At 69.3% G+C, this 20,182-nt stretch carries 15 protein-coding genes; 12 read left to right on the top strand and 3 right to left on the bottom strand.

Annotated features, from left to right (window positions below; translation table 11 throughout):
• The first annotated feature begins 19 nt into the window (after nt 1-19).
• The 7 genes from ngcE (at nt 20) to D1J63_RS08090 (ending at nt 8,324) form a co-directional block, all read left to right on the top strand.
• Entirely contained in the window at nt 20-1,432 is a 1,413-nt protein-coding gene (ngcE, locus tag D1J63_RS08120) for an N-acetylglucosamine/diacetylchitobiose ABC transporter substrate-binding protein (protein ID WP_125628366.1), read from the top strand.
• A gap of 7 nt (nt 1,433-1,439) precedes the next feature.
• The gene (locus tag D1J63_RS08115; RefSeq protein WP_125628365.1) at nt 1,440-2,501 is read left to right on the top strand and encodes a sugar ABC transporter permease; all 1,062 of its coding nucleotides are present in this window, start codon (nt 1,440-1,442) and stop codon (nt 2,499-2,501) included.
• Nucleotides 2,498-3,406 carry a carbohydrate ABC transporter permease gene (locus D1J63_RS08110; protein ID WP_102930283.1) on the top strand — a complete coding sequence of 303 codons (909 nt, stop codon included), beginning with the start codon at nt 2,498-2,500 and terminating at the stop codon, nt 3,404-3,406. Before D1J63_RS08115 ends, D1J63_RS08110 begins: the two co-directional genes overlap by 4 nt.
• 232 nt (nt 3,407-3,638) lie before the next feature.
• Complete coding sequence (locus D1J63_RS08105) at nt 3,639-4,850, top strand: ROK family transcriptional regulator (protein ID WP_102930282.1); 1,212 nt, start codon at nt 3,639-3,641, stop codon at nt 4,848-4,850.
• 133 nt (nt 4,851-4,983) lie between these two features.
• Nucleotides 4,984-6,087, top strand: a complete 1,104-nt coding sequence (locus tag D1J63_RS08100) for a sugar ABC transporter substrate-binding protein (RefSeq protein ID WP_164713160.1) — start codon at nt 4,984-4,986, stop codon at nt 6,085-6,087.
• A gap of 156 nt (nt 6,088-6,243) precedes the next feature.
• Nucleotides 6,244-7,035 (top strand): ATP-binding cassette domain-containing protein, encoded by a 792-nt coding sequence (locus tag D1J63_RS08095; RefSeq protein WP_164712763.1) that lies wholly within the window; start codon nt 6,244-6,246, stop codon nt 7,033-7,035.
• Nucleotides 7,032-8,324: an ABC transporter permease gene (locus D1J63_RS08090; protein ID WP_102930279.1), complete on the top strand. Its 1,293-nt coding sequence runs from the start codon at nt 7,032-7,034 to the stop codon at nt 8,322-8,324. Before D1J63_RS08095 ends, D1J63_RS08090 begins: the two co-directional genes overlap by 4 nt.
• A 96-nt stretch (nt 8,325-8,420) precedes the next feature.
• Here the strand turns inward: D1J63_RS08090 and D1J63_RS08085 are convergent, their stop codons facing one another.
• Nucleotides 8,421-9,944 carry a glycosyl hydrolase family 18 protein gene (locus tag D1J63_RS08085; protein WP_125628364.1) on the bottom strand — a complete coding sequence of 508 codons (1,524 nt, stop codon included), beginning with the start codon at nt 9,942-9,944 and terminating at the stop codon, nt 8,421-8,423.
• A 428-nt stretch (nt 9,945-10,372) separates the two neighbouring features.
• Here D1J63_RS08085 and dxs point away from each other — a divergent pair, with 428 nt between their 5' ends.
• Together dxs and D1J63_RS08070 are read left to right on the top strand one after the other, a co-directional pair.
• Nucleotides 10,373-12,301 (top strand): 1-deoxy-D-xylulose-5-phosphate synthase, encoded by a 1,929-nt coding sequence (gene dxs, locus D1J63_RS08075; protein ID WP_125628363.1) that lies wholly within the window; start codon nt 10,373-10,375, stop codon nt 12,299-12,301.
• Between the two features lie 148 nt (nt 12,302-12,449).
• Nucleotides 12,450-13,961 carry an amino acid permease gene (locus D1J63_RS08070; protein ID WP_125628362.1) on the top strand — a complete coding sequence of 504 codons (1,512 nt, stop codon included), beginning with the start codon at nt 12,450-12,452 and terminating at the stop codon, nt 13,959-13,961.
• Between the two features lie 72 nt (nt 13,962-14,033).
• On the opposite strand, the gene D1J63_RS08065 is transcribed toward D1J63_RS08070, so the two are convergent.
• The gene (locus tag D1J63_RS08065; protein ID WP_125628361.1) at nt 14,034-14,411 is read right to left on the bottom strand and encodes an NTP pyrophosphohydrolase; all 378 of its coding nucleotides are present in this window, start codon (nt 14,409-14,411) and stop codon (nt 14,034-14,036) included.
• A gap of 98 nt (nt 14,412-14,509) precedes the next feature.
• Here D1J63_RS08065 and D1J63_RS08060 point away from each other — a divergent pair, with 98 nt between their 5' ends.
• Both D1J63_RS08060 and D1J63_RS08055 read left to right on the top strand, forming a co-directional pair.
• On the top strand, nt 14,510-15,538 hold the full coding sequence (locus D1J63_RS08060; RefSeq protein WP_125628360.1) for a hypothetical protein: 1,029 nt from the start codon (nt 14,510-14,512) through the stop codon (nt 15,536-15,538).
• A 185-nt stretch (nt 15,539-15,723) separates the two neighbouring features.
• On the top strand, nt 15,724-16,845 hold the full coding sequence (locus D1J63_RS08055; protein ID WP_125628359.1) for a hypothetical protein: 1,122 nt from the start codon (nt 15,724-15,726) through the stop codon (nt 16,843-16,845).
• 25 nt (nt 16,846-16,870) lie between these two features.
• On the opposite strand, the gene D1J63_RS08050 is transcribed toward D1J63_RS08055, so the two are convergent.
• Nucleotides 16,871-17,971 (bottom strand): LCP family protein, encoded by a 1,101-nt coding sequence (locus tag D1J63_RS08050; protein ID WP_125628358.1) that lies wholly within the window; start codon nt 17,969-17,971, stop codon nt 16,871-16,873.
• A 350-nt stretch (nt 17,972-18,321) separates the two neighbouring features.
• Here D1J63_RS08050 and D1J63_RS08045 point away from each other — a divergent pair, with 350 nt between their 5' ends.
• Entirely contained in the window at nt 18,322-20,139 is a 1,818-nt protein-coding gene (locus D1J63_RS08045; RefSeq protein WP_241235687.1) for a stealth family protein, read from the top strand.
• The last annotated feature ends 43 nt before the right edge of the window (nt 20,140-20,182 follow it).

The following is a 20,182-nucleotide window of genomic DNA, read 5'->3' as shown; positions in this document are numbered from 1 at the left end:
GATCAGTGAGGATGCAGAGATGACCATTCGTGCCCGCTCTCTCGACAGGCGGACGCTCCTGCGCGGGGCCATCGCCACCGCGGCGATGGGCTCGTTCGCGGTCGCGTGCAGCTCTCCCTCCAGCGAGGACGGCGACGGCGACGGCGGCCCGAAGGGCGAGAAGAGCGCCAACAACCCGTTCGGTGTCGCCGCGAACTCCTCGGTCGAAGCGGCCATCTTCGACGGCGGCTACGGCACCGACTACGTCGACTACACCAACCAGGTGCTCGGCAGCCAGATCAAGGGACTCAAGGTCAAGGTCGAGCCGGTCGTCGACATCGCCCCCCAGCTCCAGCCCCGTTTCGTCGGCGGCAACCCGCCGGACCTCATCGACAACTCCGGTGAGGACCAGATCGGCTTCCTCGGCATCCTCGACCAGTTGGAGGAGCTCGACGACCTCTTCGAGGCCAACACCTACGAAGGCAAGAAGATCGCCGACATCGTCTACCCCGGCGTCAAGGACCCCGGAACGTACAACGGCAAGTTCGTCGCGCTCCGGTACGTGATGACGGTGTACGGCGTCTGGTACTCGAAGACGCTCTTCGAGGAGAACAGCTGGACCCCGCCGAAGACCTGGGACGAGGCGCTCGACCTCGGCCAGAAGGCGAAGAAGAAGGGCAAGTACCTCTTCGTCCACGGCAAGGAAGCCGCGACCTACTACCAGACGATGCTGTTCGCCTCAGCGATCAAGGAGGGCGGTGACGAGGTCCGGCTCGCTCTCGGCAATCTCGAGAAGAACGCCTGGTCGCATCCGGCCATCCAGGGCGTCCTCAAGGTCATGGAGACCATGATCAAGCAAAAGATGTTCGTCCCCGGCGGCTCCGGCACCCAGTTCCAGAAGGCACAGGCGATCTGGAGCAACGACCAGAAGGCGCTGCTCTACCCGTCCGGTGGCTGGATCGAGAACGAGATGAAGCAGGCCACCAAGAAGGACTTCCAGATGACCGGCTTCCCGGAGATGACGCTCACGGACAAGCCGAAGCTGCCCTACGAGTCGCTCCACGCCGCGGCGGGCGAGCCGTTCATCGTGCCCAAGCAGGGCAAGAACCCGGCCGGCGGCAAGGAAGTGCTGCGGGCGATGCTGTCCGAGAAGGCGGCCGCCAACTTCTCCAAGACGAAGCTGGCCCCGACGGTGGTCAAGGGCACCGTGCCCGCCGACGGCTTCGGATCGGCCGCCCTCGTCTCCCAGACGACGATGCTCGAGGCCGCGGGCGACAACATCTACGACATGAGGAGGTTCGTCGAAGCCTACGGCATGAACACCGACCAGTTGGTGCCGTGGAACTCGTTCCTCTCCGGCGACCTCGACCGCAAGGGCCTCACCTCGGCCCTGCAGAAGATCTCCGACAAGGTCCGGGACGACGACTCCATCGACAAGATCAAGATCAGCTAGTACAGCGATGAAAGACGACATCACCACCTCCGACGCCGCGAGCCGCCGGCCCGGGCCGGCCGCTCGCGGCGGGCGGCCACGGCGCCGCAGGCTCACGTTCGACCGGGTGACGTTCTTCCTCGCGTTCCTCGGTGTACCGCTGGCCATCTTCGTGATCTTCGTTCTGATCCCGTTCGGCCAGGCGATCTTCTGGGGGATGACCGACTGGCGCGGCTTCAGTCCGGACTACAACTTCGTCGGCTTCGACAACTTCACGAAGATGTTCCAGGACGACATCTTCCTGAAGGCGTTGCGCAACGTCGCACTCCTCGCGGCCTTCGTGCCGCTGGTGACGCTGACGCTGGCCCTCGGGGTCGCCGTGGCCATCACCCTGGGCGGGCCCAGCAAGGGCCCCGTCCGAGGAATCCGGGGAGCGTCGTTCTACCGGATCGTCTCGTTCTTCCCCTATGTCGTGCCGGCGATCATCGTCGGTCTGATCTGGGCGCAGATGTACGACCCGAACGCCGGCCTGCTCAACGGCGTCCTCACCGGCCTCGGCCTCGACCACTTCGACGCGTTCGCGTGGCTGGGCGAGAAGGCGACCGCGATGCCGGCCGTGATGTTCGTGATCATCTGGGGGCTCGTCGGCTTCTACGCGGTGCTCTTCATCGCCGCGATCAAGGGCGTTCCCGGCGAGCTGTACGAGGCGGCGAAGATCGACGGGGCCGGCCGGTTCCGCACCACGATCTCGATCACCCTGCCGGCGATCCGGGACAGCGTGCAGACGGCGTACATCTATCTGGGCATCGCCGCCCTGGACGCGTTCGTCTACGTCCAGGCGATGGTGCCCAACGGCGGCCCGGACAACTCGACCCTGACCATCAGCCAGCGTCTGTTCAACGTCGCTTTCGCCAAGCAGCAGTTCGGGTACGCCACCGCGATGGGCGTCGTCCTCGCCGTCGTCACCCTGGTGTTCGCGGCGCTGGTGTTCCTCGTCAACCGCCTCACGGGCGGCGGCGAGGGCGAGAGCAAGAGGAAAGCACCTGGGTCCACGGCTCGGCGTGCCGCAGCCAAGGGAGGTGCCCGGTGAGCGTCATCGCCGCCGACCGGAAGCCGGCCAGTGACCGGAAACCGGCGAGCGACCGCAAGCTGACGAGGGCCGCCGCGAGCAGCGACCGCAGATTCGCGGCGATCTCGCACGCCCTGCTGATCCTGTGGTCCGTGATCGTGATCGTGCCCATGCTGTGGGTGCTGATGTCGTCGTTCAAATCGACCGGCGAGATCCTTTCGTCGCCGTTCTCGCTGCCGGATCACTGGCGCTTCGAGAACTACGCGAACGCGTGGACCGACGCGAACATCGGAAAGTACTTCCTGAATTCCGTGATCGTCGTGGTCTCGGCACTGATCCTGGTGATGCTGCTCGGCGCGATGTGCGCCTACGTTCTCGCCCGGTTCGAGTTCCCCGGACGCCGGCTGATCTACTACGTGATGCTCGCCGGCCTGACTTTCCCGGTCTTCCTGGCGATCGTTCCGCTCTTCTTCCAGTTGCAGAACTTCGGGCTGCTGAACACGCGACCCGGACTGATCCTCACCTATGTCGCGTTCGCGCTGCCGTTCACGATGTTCTTCCTCTATTCGTTCTTCCGGTCGCTGCCGCACGACGTGTACGAGGCCGCACTGATCGATGGTGCCGGGGACTGGCGGGCGTTCTTCCAGGTGATGCTGCCGATGGCCCGTCCGGGCATGGCGGCGGTGGCGATCTTCAACTTCCTGGGCCTGTGGAACCAGTTCCTGCTGCCGGTGGCGCTCAACACCGACCAGGACAAGTGGGTCCTCACCCAGGGCATGGCCGCCTACGCGTCCTCGCAGGTCTACGACATCGACTACGGCGCGCTGTTCGCGGCGATCGTGGTCACGGTGGTGCCCGTACTGCTCGTGTACTGCCTCTTCCAGCGGCGGATCGCCGGTTCGGTGTCGCAAGGCACCTTCCGCTGACGTCCACCGCCGCTCCACCCGCCGTACGCAGGGGTCCGGTCCCGGAGAGACAGTTCTCCGGGACCGGACCCCTGTGGCGTACCACCGACAGTCGGCCGTGGACACGGGCTGGAACCGATTTCTATCAAGGGCTTGACGTCACTGGGCGATTCAGCGGAGTTTGGGGTTCATAACTTGTACAAGGTCCGCATCACACAGGGTGACGCGGACCCAGGGATGAGGGTGAGAGTCAATGGAGACTCCCGGGTCGCAGTCGTCGCTGCACCGAGCCAACCTGGAACGGGTCGTACGAGCGGTACGGCTCGCTGGTTCGCTCACGCAGGCGGAGATCGCGAGGACGACGGGGCTGTCCGCGGCCACGGTCTCTAACATCGTCCGGGAACTGAAGGAAGGCGGGACGGTCGAGGTCACGCCCACCTCGGCGGGTGGCCGGCGGGCCCGCAGCGTCTCGCTGAGCGGCGACGCCGGCATCGTCATCGGCGTGGATTTCGGCCACACCCACCTGCGGGTCGCCGTCGGCAACCTCGCCCACCAGGTGCTCGCCGAGGAGTCCGAGCCCCTGGACGTCGACGCGTCCGCGGCCCAGGGCTTCGACCGGGCGGAACAGCTGGTCAGCCGGTTGATCGCGGCCACCGGCGTGGACCGCTCCAAGATCGCCGGAGTGGGCCTCGGCGTGCCCGGGCCGATCGACGTCGAGTCCGGCACGCTGGGCTCGACCGCCATCCTGCCCGGCTGGGGCGGCACCCGGCCCGCCGAGGAGCTGCGGGGGCGGCTCGGCGTGCCGGTGCACGTGGACAACGACGCCAACCTCGGCGCCCTGGGCGAGCTCGTCTGGGGCAGCGGGCGGGGCGTGCGGGACCTGGCCTACATCAAGGTCGCCAGCGGCGTCGGCGCCGGTCTGGTGATCAACGGGAAGATCTATCGCGGCCCCGGCGGCACGGCGGGCGAAATCGGGCACATCACCCTCGACGAGGCCGGTCCCGTCTGCCGGTGCGGAAACCGGGGTTGCCTGGAGACCTTCGCGGCAGCACGCTATGTGCTTCCGCTCCTCCAGCCCAGCCACGGCACCGATCTGACGATGGAGGGCGTGGTGCGGCTGGCCCGGGACGGTGACCCGGGTTGCCGTCGGGTGATCGCCGACGTCGGCCGCCACATCGGCAGTGGAGTCGCCAACCTCTGCAACCTGCTCAACCCGAGCCGGGTCGTCCTCGGCGGCGATCTCGCCGAGGCAGGCGAGCTGGTGCTCGGGCCGATAAGGGAGTCCGTCGGGCGCTACGCCATCCCCAGCGCGGCGCGTCAACTCTCCGTACTTCCGGGGGCTCTTGGGGGCCGTGCGGAGGTGCTCGGGGCGCTCGCCCTGGCGCTGAGCGAGATGGGTGATTCGACCCTTTTGGACGGATCTGCGACCGGCGCCCTGCCGACGGCCACGCCTGCCTTCACTTAGAGCACGGATGGCACCGTTGTCATCTCGTTAAGGATTTACTTCTTGACGTCGCACGTGTGGCCGAGTTGACTTCCAGCCACCTCGGCCGCAACGACGCGGCCTCGTCAGGGAGGTTTGTGAAGTGAACACGCGTATGCGTCGTGCCGCCGTTGCCGTTGCCACCACCGCGATGGCCGTCTCGCTCGCCGCCTGTGGCAGCGCCAAGGAGGCCGACGGCGGCAGCGACTCGTCGGACTCGGCGGCCAAGAAGGGCGACGACATCAAGGTCGGGCTCCTCCTTCCGGAGAACCAGACCGCTCGCTACGAGAAGTTCGACAAGCCCATGATCGAGAAGAAGGTCAAGGAGCTCACGAACAACAAGGGCGAGGTCGTCTACGCCAACGCCAAGCAGGACGCGAGCCTGCAGAACCAGCAGGTCGACACGATGGTGACCAACAAGGTCGACGTGCTGATCATCGACGCGGTGGACTACAAGGCCATCGCGGGCTCGGTCAAGAAGGCCCACGACGCCGGCATCAAGGTCGTCGCCTTCGACCGCCTGGCCGAGGGCCCGATCGACGCCTACACCTCGTTCGACAACGTCACCGTCGGCAAGACGCAGGGCGAGGCGCTCCTCAAGGCGCTGGGCGACAAGGCCAAGGACAGCCAGATCGTCATGATGAACGGCTCGTCCACCGACCCGAACGCCGCCCAGTTCAAGGAAGGCGCCCACTCCGTCCTCGACGGCAAGGTCAAGATCGGCCGCGAGTACGACACCAAGGAGTGGAAGCCGGAGAACGCCAACGCCAACATGCAGGCGGCCATCTCCGCGCTCGGCAAGGACAAGATCGACGGCGTCTACTCCGCCAACGACGGCATGGCGGGCGGCTCCATCACCGCCCTCAAGCGCGCCGGCATCAAGAACATCCCGGTCACCGGCCAGGACGCCGAACTCGCGGGCGTGCAGCGCATCGTCACCGGTGAGCAGTACATGAGCGTCTTCAAGTCCTACCCGAAGGAGGCCGAGACCGCGGCCGAGATGGCCGTCGCGCTGGCCAAGGGCGAGTCGCTCGACTCCATCGCCAACGACAAGGTCGACAGCGCCACCACCAAGGGTGTCCCCGCGGTCATCGTCCCGGTCGTCTCGCTGACCAAGGACAACATCAAGGAGACCGTCATCAAGGACGGCTTCTACACGATCGACGAGATCTGCACGGACAAGTACAAGGCCGCCTGCGACAAGATCGGCCTCAAGTAAGCGGACCCGCGTCCCGCGCCGCGTGAGCGGCCCGGACCGCCCGCCCCAGCTCCTCCGGCGCCCCGCACTCATCAGCCCCGCAAGCTACGCGGGGCGCCGGACGGAACAACCCCCCAACTTCTGTACAACCTCCCGCCGGGTCAGGCGGCGAAGGAGATGGTTCACGTGTCCGCTACGCCCGTGCTGGCGTTGCGCGGGGTCTCCAAGCGATTCGGTGCCGTCCAGGCGCTCACCGACGTAGAGCTTGAGGTCCACGCCGGTGAGGTGGTCGCCCTGGTGGGCGACAACGGAGCCGGAAAGTCCACGCTGGTCAAGACGATCGCCGGCGTGCACCCCATCGATGAGGGCGCCATCGAGTGGGACGGCAGGGCCGTCTCGATCAACAAGCCGCACGACGCCCAGAACCTCGGCATCGCGACCGTCTACCAGGACCTCGCGCTGTGCGACAACATCGACGTCGTCGGCAACCTCTACCTGGGCCGGGAGATCCGCAGGCGCGGCGTCCTGGACGAGGTGGAGATGGAGCGCCGCTCCCGCGAGCTCCTCGACACGCTGTCCATCCGCATCCCGAGCGTCCGCATCCCGATCGCCTCGCTCTCCGGCGGTCAGCGCCAGGTGGTGGCGATCGCCCGGTCCATGCTCGGCGAGCCCAAGCTGGTCATCCTCGACGAGCCCACCGCCGCCCTCGGCGTCGAGCAGACCGCCCAGGTCCTCGACCTCGTGGAGCGGCTGCGCGAGCGCGGCCACGCCGTCATCCTCATCAGCCACAACATGGCCGACGTCAAGGCGGTCGCCGACAAGGTCGCCGTCCTGCGCCTCGGGCGCAACAACGGCGTCTTCGAGGTCAAGTCGACCTCGCAGGAAGAGATCATCTCCGCCATCACGGGCGCCACGGAGAACGCCGTGACCCGTCGTGCGGCGCGCACCAATGGGGAGATCAAGAAGTGAGCATCGACAAGACCTCCACTCCCGCCGAGGACCAGGCGGTCGAGAACCCCGCCGCGGCCGCCGGCGCGGCCACCGCGGTCGACCCGCGGCTGCTGGTGCGCGAGCAGGGCTTCGCGGGCTACATCGGCGAGTTCAAGCGGAAGATGAAGGCCGGTGACCTCGGGTCCATCCCGGTGGTCGTCGGACTGCTGATCATCTGGGCCATCTTCACCAGCCTGAACTCCAACTTCCTCACCGCCGGCAACATCTCCGACATGTCGGTCGCCATGGTCGGCACCGGCATGATCGCCGTCGGTATCGTCTTCGTCCTGCTGCTCGGCGAGATCGACCTGTCGGTCGGCTCGGTCAGCGGTGTCGCGGGCGCCACCTTCGCGGTGCTGAGCGTCACGCACGGGATGAACGAGTGGCTCGCGCTGCTGCTGTCCGTCCTCACGGGCACCGTCGCCGGCGCCATCCACGGCTTCGTCTTCGCTCGCATCGGCGTGCCGGCGTTCGCCGTGACGCTGGCCGGACTGCTGTTCTGGCAGGGCTTCATGCTGCAGATCCTGGGCAGCAACGGCACGATCAACCTCGACTCCGAGGGTGTGGTCGTGAAGATGACCAGCTACTTCTTCAGCGACGTGGCCGCCGCCTACGGCCTGGCGGTCGTCGTGACCGCGGGGTACTTCCTCACCGCGTTCTTCGACAACCGTCGCCGCGAGGCCGCCGGGGTGCCGTCCCGGCCGCTGAACGAGATCATCGTGCGCACGGTGCTGCTGGCGATCCTGGCCTTCGTCGTGGCGATCGTCTTCAACCAGTACAAGGGCCTGCCGCTGGCCGTGGTGATCTTCCTGGCGTTCCTGCTGCTCACGGACTTCGTCCTGCGCCGCACCGCCTACGGTCGCAAGATATTCGCGCTCGGCGGCAGCGTCGAGGCGTCCCGCCGTGCGGGTATCAACGTGGAGCTGGTCCGGATCTCGGTCTTCGCGATCGCCGGTGGCTTCGCCGCGCTGGGCGGCCTCTTCGTGGCCTCGAAGATCGCCGCCGCCAACCAGGGCGCCGGCACCGGTGAGTTCCTGATGAACGTCATCGCCGCGGCCGTGATCGGCGGCACGTCCCTCTTCGGCGGCCGCGGCCGCACCTGGGACGCGCTGCTCGGTGTGATGGTCATCGTCTCGATCCAGTACGGCCTCGCCCTGGAGGGCGTCGGCTCGCCGGTCCAGTACATGATCACCGGCGGCGTGCTGCTGGCGACCGTCGTCATCGACGCGATCACCCGCAAGACGCAGAAGACGGCCGGCCGCGCATAGCGTCCCGCACGGCCGACGACGGTCCGCCCGCCCGCCCAGCTGAGCCCTGGGCCGGCGGGCGGACCGCTGTGTCGCGTCAGTGGACCCCGCGCGTCGTCAGCAGGCGCCGAGGTCCTGCCAGACGCCCCACTGGCCGGTGGTCCCGGGCTCCTCGCCGGTCGTCCACCACTTGGCCTTCCAGGTGTGCCCCTCGTGGGAGACCTGCTGTCCGCCGGTGTAGATCGCGCCCGAGTCCCACGGGGCGGCAGTGCACTGGTTTCCGTTGCCGCCGGTGACGGTCAGCGAGTACGTGGTGCTGTGGCTGCCCGACGGACTGGTGCCGGTGACGGTGACGGAGTAGGTCCCCGAGACCGCCCGGTCGGTGGTGGCGAGGGTCAGCGTCGACTGCCCGCCCGCGGTGACCGAGGCCGGGCTGAAGGACGCGGTGACGCCGGCCGGGACCCCGCTCGCGCTGAACCGCACCGCCTCCGCCTCGCCGGACTTCACCGCGGTCTTCACGGTGGTGGTGGCCGAGGCACCCGCGGTCACCGTGCCCGAGGCCGGGGTGGCGGAGAGGGAGAAGTCGTTCTCCGGGGCGGTGCTGCCGCTGGTGAAGGGCGCGAAGATGTGCGAGAAGTCCCAGGTGTTCTGCTGGATGCCCGAGCAGTTGTCGGCCGCGCCGCCGCCCGCGCAGCTGCCGTTGTCCCGTTGCAGCGCCCAGAAGGAGAGCGTGTTGATGCCCTGCTTCAGGGCCCAGTCGTAGACCGTGCGGGCGTTGTCCAGGGTGAAGGTCTCCGCCGGTCCGAAGTCGTCGACGCCGATCATCTCGATGACGCCGATCATGTGCCACAGGTCGGCGGAGGACTTGTCCGGGTGGAGCCGGGCCAGTACGTCGTGCAGGCCCTGGGTGGCGGTCTGGGTGTCCTTGGCCATGTCGTGCGGCTGGTTGTCGTAGTAGTCGAACGTCATGAGGTTCACGACGTCGACCTTGGTGCCGTTCTTGACGGCGTTCTCGAGCAGGGCGACGCCGTTGCTCGCCAGGCCGTGGGTGGTCGTGGGCAGCGTGTAGGAGATCTCGATGTCCCGGCCGTTCGCGGCGGCCCAGTCCTGGACCAGCTTGATCGCCTTGTTGCGGCGGTCGATGCCCGCGGTGTTGTCCAGCGCGTCGATCTCGATGTCCATGTCGAGCCGGGTGACGTCGTAGGTCGTGATGACCTTCTCGTAGGCCGCGGCGATCTGCTGGACGTCGGTGCAGCTGTCGGCGATCTCGGTGCCGGTGGTGTCGGCCGTGTAGCCGCCGAACGAGGGGATGACGTCCCCGCCGTTCGCCTGGATGGTGTCGAAGTCGGCGCCGAAGGTCGACTGGGCGATCGGCATCGAGGTGTCGCCGTTCCAGTACGGCGTGCAGGAGCCCGCGGTCGCCGTCTGGAGGAAGGCCATCGTCAGGTGCTTGGCACCCGACTGGGCGGACAGCGCGGCCGGGCTCTCGCCGGTCCAGGCCTCGAAGTACGGCGCGAAGACCCGGTCCGGCAGCGGGGTCGCCGCCTGGGCCGCGCCGGTGCCGGTCAGCGCGAGGCCCACCGCGGCCACGGTGGTGGCGGCCGCGGTGAGGGCCGCCCGGATGGAACGCATGCGTCTCATGTCAGTCCCGGTGTGTGTGGGGTGGAACGTCGATTCCCGTGCTGTGCTGGGGTGTTGCCGGGTACGGGGATATCGCCGGAGCACCGGGGGCCGCAATGGTCTGGACCAGAATGGGACTAGACCAATTCGCCGGATCGGACGTCACCGGGCCTGGACACCGCGCGCCCGGGGTACTGGACCACCCGGGTAAAGGTGTCCCCAAGCCGGACGGCGACGTGCCCGACGGTGCGGAGGGGGAAGACGCGAGGACACGTCCGGGGACACGCGAGGGCGCGAACGGGGAGGACGCGGACCGGGAAGACGTAGAACGGGCCGCCCCTGGGTAAGGCCGAACGCGTGACGTACGACGCACCGCCCGGACACGTTCCGCCGGAGCGGAACATTAGACTCGACGAGCCCGGCAACAGCTCTACTGCAAGGAGGCACGGGTGCCGCTGCTGACCCGCATCACGGGACCGCGCGATCTGGACCGGCTCAGCCTGGAAGAGCTGACTCGGCTGGCCGAGGAGATCCGTACCTTCCTCGTCGACGCCGTCTCCAAGACCGGCGGCCACCTCGGCCCCAACCTCGGCGTGGTGGAACTCACCCTCGCCCTGCACCGCGTCTTCGAATCGCCGAAGGACAAGGTGCTCTGGGACACCGGCCACCAGTCCTACGTGCACAAGCTGCTCACCGGCCGCCAGGACTTCTCGAAGCTCAAGATGAAGGGCGGCCTGTCCGGCTACCCCTCGCAGGCCGAGTCCGAGCACGACGTGATCGAGAACAGCCACGCCTCCACCGTCCTCGGCTGGGCCGACGGCATCGCCAAGGCCAACCAGGTCCTCGACCGCGACGACCACGTCGTCGCCGTCATCGGCGACGGCGCCCTCACCGGCGGCATGGCCTGGGAGGCGCTGAACAACATCGCCGCCGCCAAGGACCGCCCCCTGGTCATCGTCGTCAACGACAACGAGCGCTCCTACGCCCCCACCATCGGCGGCCTCGCCAACCACCTGGCGACCCTGCGCACCACCGACGGCTACGAGCGGTTCCTGGCCCGCACCAAGGAGGTCCTGGAGCGCACCCCCGTCGTCGGGCGCCCCCTCTACGACACCCTGCACGGCGCCAAGAAGGGCCTGAAGGACTTCATCGCCCCGCAGGGCATGTTCGAGGACCTCGGCCTCAAGTACGTCGGCCCGATCGACGGCCACGACCTGGAGGCCCTGGAGTCCGCCCTCACCCGCGCCAAACGCTTCGGCGGCCCGGTCATCGTGCACTGCCTCACCGAAAAGGGCCGCGGCTACCAGCCCGCCCTCCAGGACGAGGCCGACCGCTTCCACGCCGTCGGCAAGATCCACCCCGACACCGGCCTGCCCATCTCCACCTCCGGCGCCGACTGGACGTCCGTCTTCGGCGACGAGATGCTCGAACTCGGCAAGGAGCGCGAGGACGTGGTCGCCATCACGGCCGCCATGCTCCAGCCGGTCGGCCTCGACAAGTTCGCCAAGGCCTTCCCCGACCGCGTCTACGACGTCGGCATCGCCGAGCAGCACGGCGCGGTCTCCGCGGCCGGCCTCGCCCACGGCGGCGTCCACCCGGTCTTCGCCGTCTACGCCACCTTCCTCAACCGCGCCTTCGACCAGGTCCTCATGGACGTCGCCCTGCACAAGTGCGGCGTGACCTTCGTCCTGGACCGGGCCGGCGTCACCGGCACCGACGGCGCCTCCCACAACGGCATGTGGGACATGTCGATCCTCCAGGTCGTCCCCGGCCTGCGCCTGGCCGCCCCGCGCGACGCCGACCAGGTCCGCGCCCAGCTCCGCGAGGCCGTCGCGGTGGACGACGCGCCGACCGTGGTCCGCTTCTCCAAGGGCGCCGTCGGCCCGGCCGTACCCGCCGTCGGCCGCGTCGGCGGCATGGACGTCCTGCGCGCCCCCGGCACCGACACGCCCGACGTGCTCCTGGTCTCGGTCGGCGCCCTCGCGCCGATGTGCCTGGAGGTCGCCGACCTGCTGGACAAGCAGGGCATCTCCACCACCGTCGTCGACCCCCGCTGGGTCAAGCCCGTCGACGAGGCCATGGCCCCGCTCGCCGAGCGTCACCGCGTGGTCGTCACCGTCGAGGACAACTCCCGCGTCGGCGGCGTCGGCTCCGCCGTCGCCCAGGCCCTGCGCGACGCCGGCGTCGACGTGCCGCTGCGCGACTTCGGCATCCCGCCGCGCTTCCTCGACCACGCCTCCCGCGCCGAGGTGCTGGCCGAGATCGGGCTCACCGCGCCCGACATCGCGCGCCAGGTCACCGGCCTGGTCGCCAAGCTCGACGGCCGGTACGACCGTACGGGCGCCGCCGTGGACCAGGTGGAGGCCGCGCGCGACTGACGCGCTCGCGCAGTTCACGCGGATGGGCCGGTCGCACCACTCGTTGCAGTGGTGCAACCGGCCCATCCGCGTGAAATCGCCCACGCCGGGGCATACGCAGTACGCCCCCTCTCGATCATGTCGAGGACGACAAGCGTGGGAGGTCCCCGTGAGCAACACCCTCTTCAGGACCAAGAAGATCGAGCAGTCCATCCAGGACACGGAGGAACCGGAGCACGCGCTCAAGAAATCCCTGTCGGCGCTGGACCTGACCGTCTTCGGTATCGGCGTCGTCATCGGCACCGGCATCTTCGTACTGACCGGCACCGTCGCCAAGAACAACGCCGGCCCCGCCACGGCCCTGGCGTTCGTCGTCGCCGGCGTCGTCTGCGCGCTCGCCGCGCTGTGCTACGCCGAGTTCGCCTCCACCGTCCCCGTGGCCGGCTCCGCGTACACCTTCTCCTACGCCTCCCTGGGCGAGCTGCCCGCCTGGATCATCGGCTGGGACCTGGTCCTGGAGTTCGCGCTCGGCACGGCGGTGGTGGCCGTCGGCTGGTCGGGCTACATCCGCTCACTGATGGACAACGCGGGCTGGCACATGCCCGCCGAGCTGGGCGGCCGGGACGGCGCCGAGGGCTTCGGCTTCGACATCCTCGCCGCCGCGCTGGTGCTGGTGCTCACCGCCATCCTCGTGCTCGGCATGAAGCTGTCGGCACGCATCACCTCGCTCGTCGTCGCCATCAAGGTGGCCGTCGTCCTCATCGTGATCATCGCCGGGGCCTTCTTCGTCAAGGGCGCCAACTACGACCCCTTCATCCCCGAGTCGCAGCCCGTCGAGGCGGGCGGGGGACTGCACTCGCCCCTCATCCAGCTGATGTTCGGCTGGGCGCCGTCCAACTTCGGCGTGATGGGCATCTTCACGGCCGCCTCGGTCGTCTTCTTCGCCTTCATCGGCTTCGACATCGTCGCCACCGCCGCCGAGGAGACTAGGAACCCGCAGCGCGACATGCCGCGCGGCATCCTCGGCTCCCTGATCATCTGCACCCTCCTGTACGTCGGCGTCTCGATCGTCGTCACCGGCATGCAGCACTACACCGAGCTCTCGGTGGACGCCCCGCTGGCCGACGCCTTCAAGGCCACCGGGCATCCCTTCTTCTCGGGCGTCATCAGCTTCGGCGCCGCGGTCGGCCTGACCACGGTCTGCATGATCCTGCTCCTCGGCCAGAGCCGGGTCTTCTTCGCGATGAGCCGCGACGGACTGCTGCCGCGCTTCTTCTCCCACGTCCACCCGAAGTTCCGCACCCCCTACCGGCCGACCATCCTGCTCGGCGTCGTCATCGCGATCGTCGCCGGCTTCACCAGCCTCAGCGAGCTGGCCGAGCTGGTGAACATCGGCACGCTCTTCGCCTTCGTGGTCGTCGCGATCAGCGTCATCATCCTGCGCAGGACCCGGCCCGACCTGCCCCGCGCCTTCCGCACCCCGCTGGTCCCGCTGCTGCCCATCGTCTCCGTGGCCGCGTCGCTGTGGCTGATGCTGAACCTGCCGGCCGAGACCTGGGTCCGGTTCGGCATCTGGATGGCGATCGGCTTCGTCGTGTACTTCCTCTACGGCCGCACCCACAGCCGCCTGGGCCGCGGCGAGGAGGCCCCGGCGAAGCCGTCCGCCCCGAACGGCCCGTAGCCCGTCGGCTCACCGGTCCGGGGCCACGCACTCACGCGAGTGCGTGGCCCCGGCGCCGTCCGCGGCCGGGTCTCACCCCGGCCGCACCGTCCGCGGCCCCGCCACCTCCGCCCCCAGCTCCGTCACCCGGCGGCGCAGTTCGCGGTCGGCCGTCACGACCAGGACGGCGCGGTCGCCCGCCGCCCGCGCGACCAGCTCGACCATGTGGTCGTCCCCGCTGCCGGGCGCGGACTCGACCCGTACGCCGGGCACGGACTCCACACCGCGGGCCGCGCCCTCCACCACGAGCACGACCTCCACCGGCCCCGCCCGCCCCGGCACCCCGTCCGCCGCCAGCCGGTCCCGCAACCGCTCCGCCGCCCCACGCCGGTCCCGCCACCAGCCGTCGGGCACCGAGCCGACGACGTTCGCGGCGTCGACGATCACGAGCAGAGGCACGTTGTCTTCCATCCCGTCAGGTTCGCACGGCTCCGTCACCGACCCCCGCCGGCACGGTGACGGCCGTACCCGGCCGACGCGGAGCCGACGGCCCCGCTTAGAGTGATCCGGTGAATGGCGACTGGCTTCTTACCGGCCGCGACGGCCGCCTCAGTGTCTACCTCCCGTCGAACGACGCCGCCCTGTGGCGTGCCGAACGCGCCCCGGCCGGGCGCTGGGAGGCCCCGCGCCGCATCGGCGGCGACCAGGAACTGCGCCCGGACGGCGGCCTCGCGGTCGGCCGGGGACCGGACGGCTACACCCATCTGGTCGCCTGGCGCCCCACCGGCGCCGGCCGCTGCACCCTCGTCCACACCACGCACTTCCGGCCGCTGCTCGCGCCCCTGGACTGGCAGCCCGCCGGCCACCCCAACAAGCAGGGCGACCGCACCGGGACCCCCGCCGTCGCGGTCGACGCACAGGGCCGCGCCCACGTCTTCGTCCGCAACGGGGGCGGCGGCCTGAGCATGGTGGCCCAGCAGGAGAAGGGCGGCTGGGAGCCGTGGCGGGACCTGAAGGGCCGCGGCGTCCAGGAGGCGCCGACCGCCGTGACGGCCGACTCCGGCCTGGTCGAGGCGTACGCGCCCGTCGAGGGCGGCATCCTGCACTGGAGCCAGGAGAAGCCGGGCGCGCGACCGGTCCTGGGGGAGCGCCTCGACGCGGCGGTCCAACCGGGCACCCTGCGCGCCCTGGCGACCTCCGCGGAGCACACCACGGTGTTCTACACCGACGCCGGCACCGGTGAGCTGTGCGCCTGGCGCCCCGGCGGGAAGTCCGTGCCCCTGGCACCCGCCGCGGGCCCCGGCCCGGTGTCCGCCGTCCGCACCGTCATAGACGGCCACGACTGCACGCTGCTCGCCCAGCGCGCGACGGGCAGCGGCCGCGTCGTCTTCGCGGCGTACCCCTCGGAACTGGAGGAGATGGGCGCGACCTGGACCGAGTCGGGCCCCGCCCTGCCCCCCGACGCGACCGTCTCCCTGACCCTGGACGCCGACGGCCGCCTGGTGGCGGCGTCCCTGTCCCCGTCGAGCGGACAGCTGCTGCTGAGCCGGCGCAGGGACGAGGCGGGGCTGGCGATGGGGGCGTGGGAGGGGGTCTGACGCGGCAGCGGGCGGGGCCCACACCGCGAGGACGGGGACACCGTGCGCCCGGACCGTCCGTCGCACGCTCTCCATGCTTCGTTCACTACATGGTCATCCTATGATGAGCCCGCTCGGTCTCCCGTACGCAGGTTCGGGAGAGGCGGACCGGCCGCGCCGAGAGTACGGAAGGGGCAGGTCTCGTCATGCGTACCAGATCCGGGCGCGGCGCAGCCCGGGGCAGAGCACTCTCCGGGGCCGAACAGCCGCCGGCCGAGCGGTACGGTGCACGGCGCACCATGAACGGCCGGTGGCTCGTACTCGGCAAGGACGGCCGGCTGACCGCCTACGCGCGCACCGACGACGGTCTGCTGCGGTGGACCGAGACGAGGCCGGGCGGGCCCGCGTGGGCGGGTCCGGACTTCTTCCCCGTGCCGCACCTGACACACCTATCGGTGACTCAGGGCGCCGACACGTACGTGCATTTCCTCGGCCGGCGCGAGATCCGTCAACCGGACGGGCCGCCCGCCACCGACCTCGTACACGCCATCCAGTACCAGAGCGGACGTCCGGTCACCGAGTGGCGATCGCTGGGCAATCCGCACACGGACCCGCAGAAGGCGGCCCGTCTCGGGGTGCCTACGGCCGCTGTCAGCGCCTCGGGCCGGGTGTACGTCCTGGTGCGCAACGCGGGCGGCGGGGTGATGCTGCGCAGGGAGGCGCCGGGCGGGAAGTGGGAGCGGTGGCACGACCTCAGGGGCAGCGGGGTGCATGACGGGCTCGCCGCCCTCGCCCACACGTCCGGACGGGTCGAGCTGCTGGCCGGCGGCGAGAACAGCGTCATGTGGTGGCGTCAGCACGAACCCGACGGCGAGCTTCGTCGGGAGCTGACGATGCCCGTCCGGACGGCGCCCGGAACCGCCTCGGTGATCGAGACCGCGCCGGACCGCGCGACGTACTACTGGATCGATCCGGGAGCGGGCGGCGTCGTCGCGCATCGCCTCGGGGGCTGGCCGATACCGCTCGGCGGTGCGCCGGCCGCGGAGCCCGTCGCCGTGGTGCGTGTGGTGCTCGACGGTTACGACTGCACGGTGTTGGCCCACCGCGACGTCGCCGGAGAGGTCATGCTGGCCGCTTGCGGTACGGAGAACGAACAGTCCGGTGTGTGGTGGTCGCAGACCGGCGAGCACAGCGAGACCGCCCCGGCACTGGCCGTCGACGCGCTCGGTCGCGTCGTGCTCGCGGTGCTCGGCCGGGACGGTTCGCTGCGCGTCGCCCGGCAGAGCGGCGAGCCGGGCCTGTCGATGACGCCGTCCGTGCCCGTCTGACACCGCGGCGGGGCCACTGTCCGGTTCAGTTCTTCGTGCCTCCCGTGGCGGGGGACTTCTTGGCCGACTCGGGGATCTCCGAGTCGCTGCGGATCGCCTTCCACAGGGTCGACGCCTGCGGTTCGGCGGCCACCACCCGGTTCGGGTCGATCTTGTCGTACGCCACCGGAAGCATGATCGTCTCCATGGTGGCCGGGTCGACTCCGTTGAGGCTGCGGCCGAAGTCCGCGAGTTTGGTGAGCGAGGCGAGTTCGGAGTCGGTGGTGAGGGCGGAGGTGAGCTCGTCGGCGATCTTGTAGGTCTTGGTGGGGCTGCCGAGCAGATCCTGCTTCTTGATCTCGGACAGCAGATCGATCATGAACTGCTGCTGAAGGCCGATGCGCCCGAGGTCGCTGCCGTCACCGATGCCGTGCCGGGTACGGACGAACTGCAGGGACTGGGTGCCGTCGAGCCGGTGGGTGCCGGCGGTCAGGTCGAGGCCGCTGGAGGAGTCCTTGATGTCCTGGTCGACGGTGACGGTCACCCCGCCGATCGCGTCCACCAGGCCCTTGAAGCCGGCGAAGTCGATCTCCATGTAGTGGTCCATGCGGACGCCGGACATCTGCTCCACCGTCTTGACCACACAGGCCGGACCGACCTGCGAGTAGATGGAGTTGAACATCACGCGCTTCGCCGAGGCCACCTCGCTGCCGTCGGACTTGCTGCAGGCGGGCCGGGTGACCAGGGTGTCGCGAGGGATGCTGATGGCGACGGCCCGGGTGCGGCCCTCGGGTATGTGCATCACCAGAGCGGTGTCGGAGCGGGCGCCGGCGACCTTGCCGGTATTCAGCTCCGCGTTGGCCCCGGCTCGTGAGTCCGAGCCCAGAATCAGTATGTTCTGCCCGGACGTGGGGAGCTTCTGCGGCCGGTCGTCGCCGATCGCCTTGTCGAGGTCGACGCCCTCGATGTTTCCGTTCAGGCTGCTGTACAGCCAGTAGGCCGTGCCGCCCGCGGCGAGCAGCAGAACTATGAAGGTACCGAGGAGGATGCGGACGACCCGTGAACGACGGGTGCGCTGTCGGCGGCCGCTGCGGGAGGCTCTTCGGCGGCCGGCGCGGATGCTGGAGTCGGGAGTGGGGTCACTCATGACGGAGCACTATATGCAGGCCGACCAGGCATTGGGGCACCGTCCCCGCGCCATCGCGGTCAGTACCGGAAGGCCGCAAAAGGTTGTACGCGGGCGGCGTGGGATTGTTCACGTACACCATCACGTTGCGCGATATTTCACGCCTGGACTTTTAGGGGCCATTTATGTGAAGGTTCTGTGACTCGGTCAACCCGTGCGCATGTTCGATGCGTCCACGGGTTGTGTCGTGAGTCGAACAGAACGGATAAATAGGCAGCGTACGGTCTGTCTTCGCTCGACGATCGGAAGGCGGCGCTGCCTCTCCGTGGCGTCGGCGCGGGACCGGTAGCGGCATGGATGGTGAGTGCCTCGTGGTCGGTTCCGGCAATCCGGAGTCTGGATCTCTCGTGTCCGCGTACCGGGCGATCGTGCCGACGACTGCCCGGCGCGGCATCGCCCGCAAGGTCCCCACCCCGCTGCGCTCCGCCGTCAAGCAGTCGCTGTCCAGCGTCGACGCGGTCCGCTCCGCCGCGGTCGTCTGGGCCATGGGCGGTCGTCGCAACCCACCGCGCCACGGTGACGGTCACAGCGTCCGGGTCGTCAAGGTCGGCAACCGGCACGTGCGCGCCCAGCTCGTGGACGGTGCCACCGCCTGGGCGGCTCGTGCCCGTAACCTCCACCTCCTCGTCACCGCGCTGGAAGCCGGGGGCATCGACCACTTCAGCATCCGCAGCGCCGGACGCGACCTGCCCGCCGTCGCCGTGCCGGCCGCTCTGCGCGACGAGGCGGAGGCGGTGCTGCGGGCCGTGTTCGAGGCGGCGCCCGGCTACGCGGGACCCGTCGCGGGCGGCGACGGAGCCATGCAGGCCGGCGACGAGCAGCGCAGCTGGAACCGGCTGCGCCGGCACGACGTGCTCCGTGTCGCCTGGTACGTCACCGACCGCACCCAGGCGTTGGTCTTCGGGGCCGACTTCGGCTGTGACCTCGAGTTCTGGAAGGAAGTCGGCGGGCGTCTCACCGCCCCCCGCCCCAACAGTGTGGTCTCGAACTTCGTCGACGTCGGAGAGCGGGTCGAGGCACCGCAGGCCCTGTTCAGTCTCATACCCGGCGCCTACGCCACGGGACTCACCCGCACGCTGCCCGAGTTCACCCAGCCGCTGCCCGAGGACCACCTCTTCCCCATCGACGTCGTCTACACCTGGGTCGACGACTCCGACCCCGTCTGGGCAGCCGAACGAGACGCCGCCCGGTCGGGGCGGCTGGGCGTCCCCGCGCCGCGGCTGCACTCCCAGGCCGCCAACGACGCCCGCTTCACCAGCCGTGACGAGCTGCGCTACTCCCTGCGCTCCCTGCACCAGTACGCGCCCTGGGTGCGCACCATCCACCTGGTCACAGCCGGACAGGTTCCCGCCTGGCTCGACACCGAGGTCCCGGGCCTGAAGGTGGTCGACCACCGGGAGATCTTCACCGACCCCGCTGCCCTGCCGACCTTCAACTCGCACGCCATCGAAAGCCAGCTGCACCACATCGAAGGCCTGTCGGAGCATTTCCTCTACCTCAACGACGACGTGTTCTTCGGCCGTCCGCTCACCGCGGGCCACTTCTTCCACGCCAACGGGCTGAGCAAGTTCTTCCAGTCCAAGGCGCTCGTACCGAGTGGTCCGACGAGCCCCGACGACCTGCCGGTGGACGCCGCCGGCAAGAACAGCCGGGCGCTGATCGAGCGGTCCTTCGGTACTCGTGTCGCGCAGAAGATGAAGCACACCCCGCACCCGCTGCGGCGCAGCGTCCTCGCGGACATCGAGCTGGTGTACGCGGCCGAGCACCGCCGCACCCAGCACTCCCGCTTCAGATCACCCGACGACGTCCCCATCACCTCGTCCCTGCACCACTACTACGGCTTCCACACCGGCCGCGCGACCACCGGCAAACTGCGCTACGTCTACATCGACCTCGCCGCGGAACTCGCCCAGCGACGTCTGGACACCCTGCTCGCGCGCCGGAACTTCGACACCTTCTGCCTGAACGACACGGTGGTGCACCCGGACCCCGACGCGCAGGAGCGCATGGTCAGGACGTTCCTCGATGCGTACTTCCCCGTTCCCAGCCGCTTCGAGCGGGTGGGCTCGGACGCGTACCGCCACGTGACCCGTTCGAGCGGGTCGCGGAAGGCCGAGATCAAACGGTGAGTGAAACGTTCCTCCTGTCGCAGCACCCATCCCGTAACGAAAG

The organism is Streptomyces sp. KPB2, from assembly GCF_003950055.1.
Taxonomy (GTDB): Bacteria; Actinomycetota; Actinomycetes; order Streptomycetales; family Streptomycetaceae; genus Streptomyces; species Streptomyces salinarius.
The sequence above is the reverse complement of the archived record's forward strand: the minus strand, read 5'-3'. Positions and strand labels throughout refer to the sequence as shown.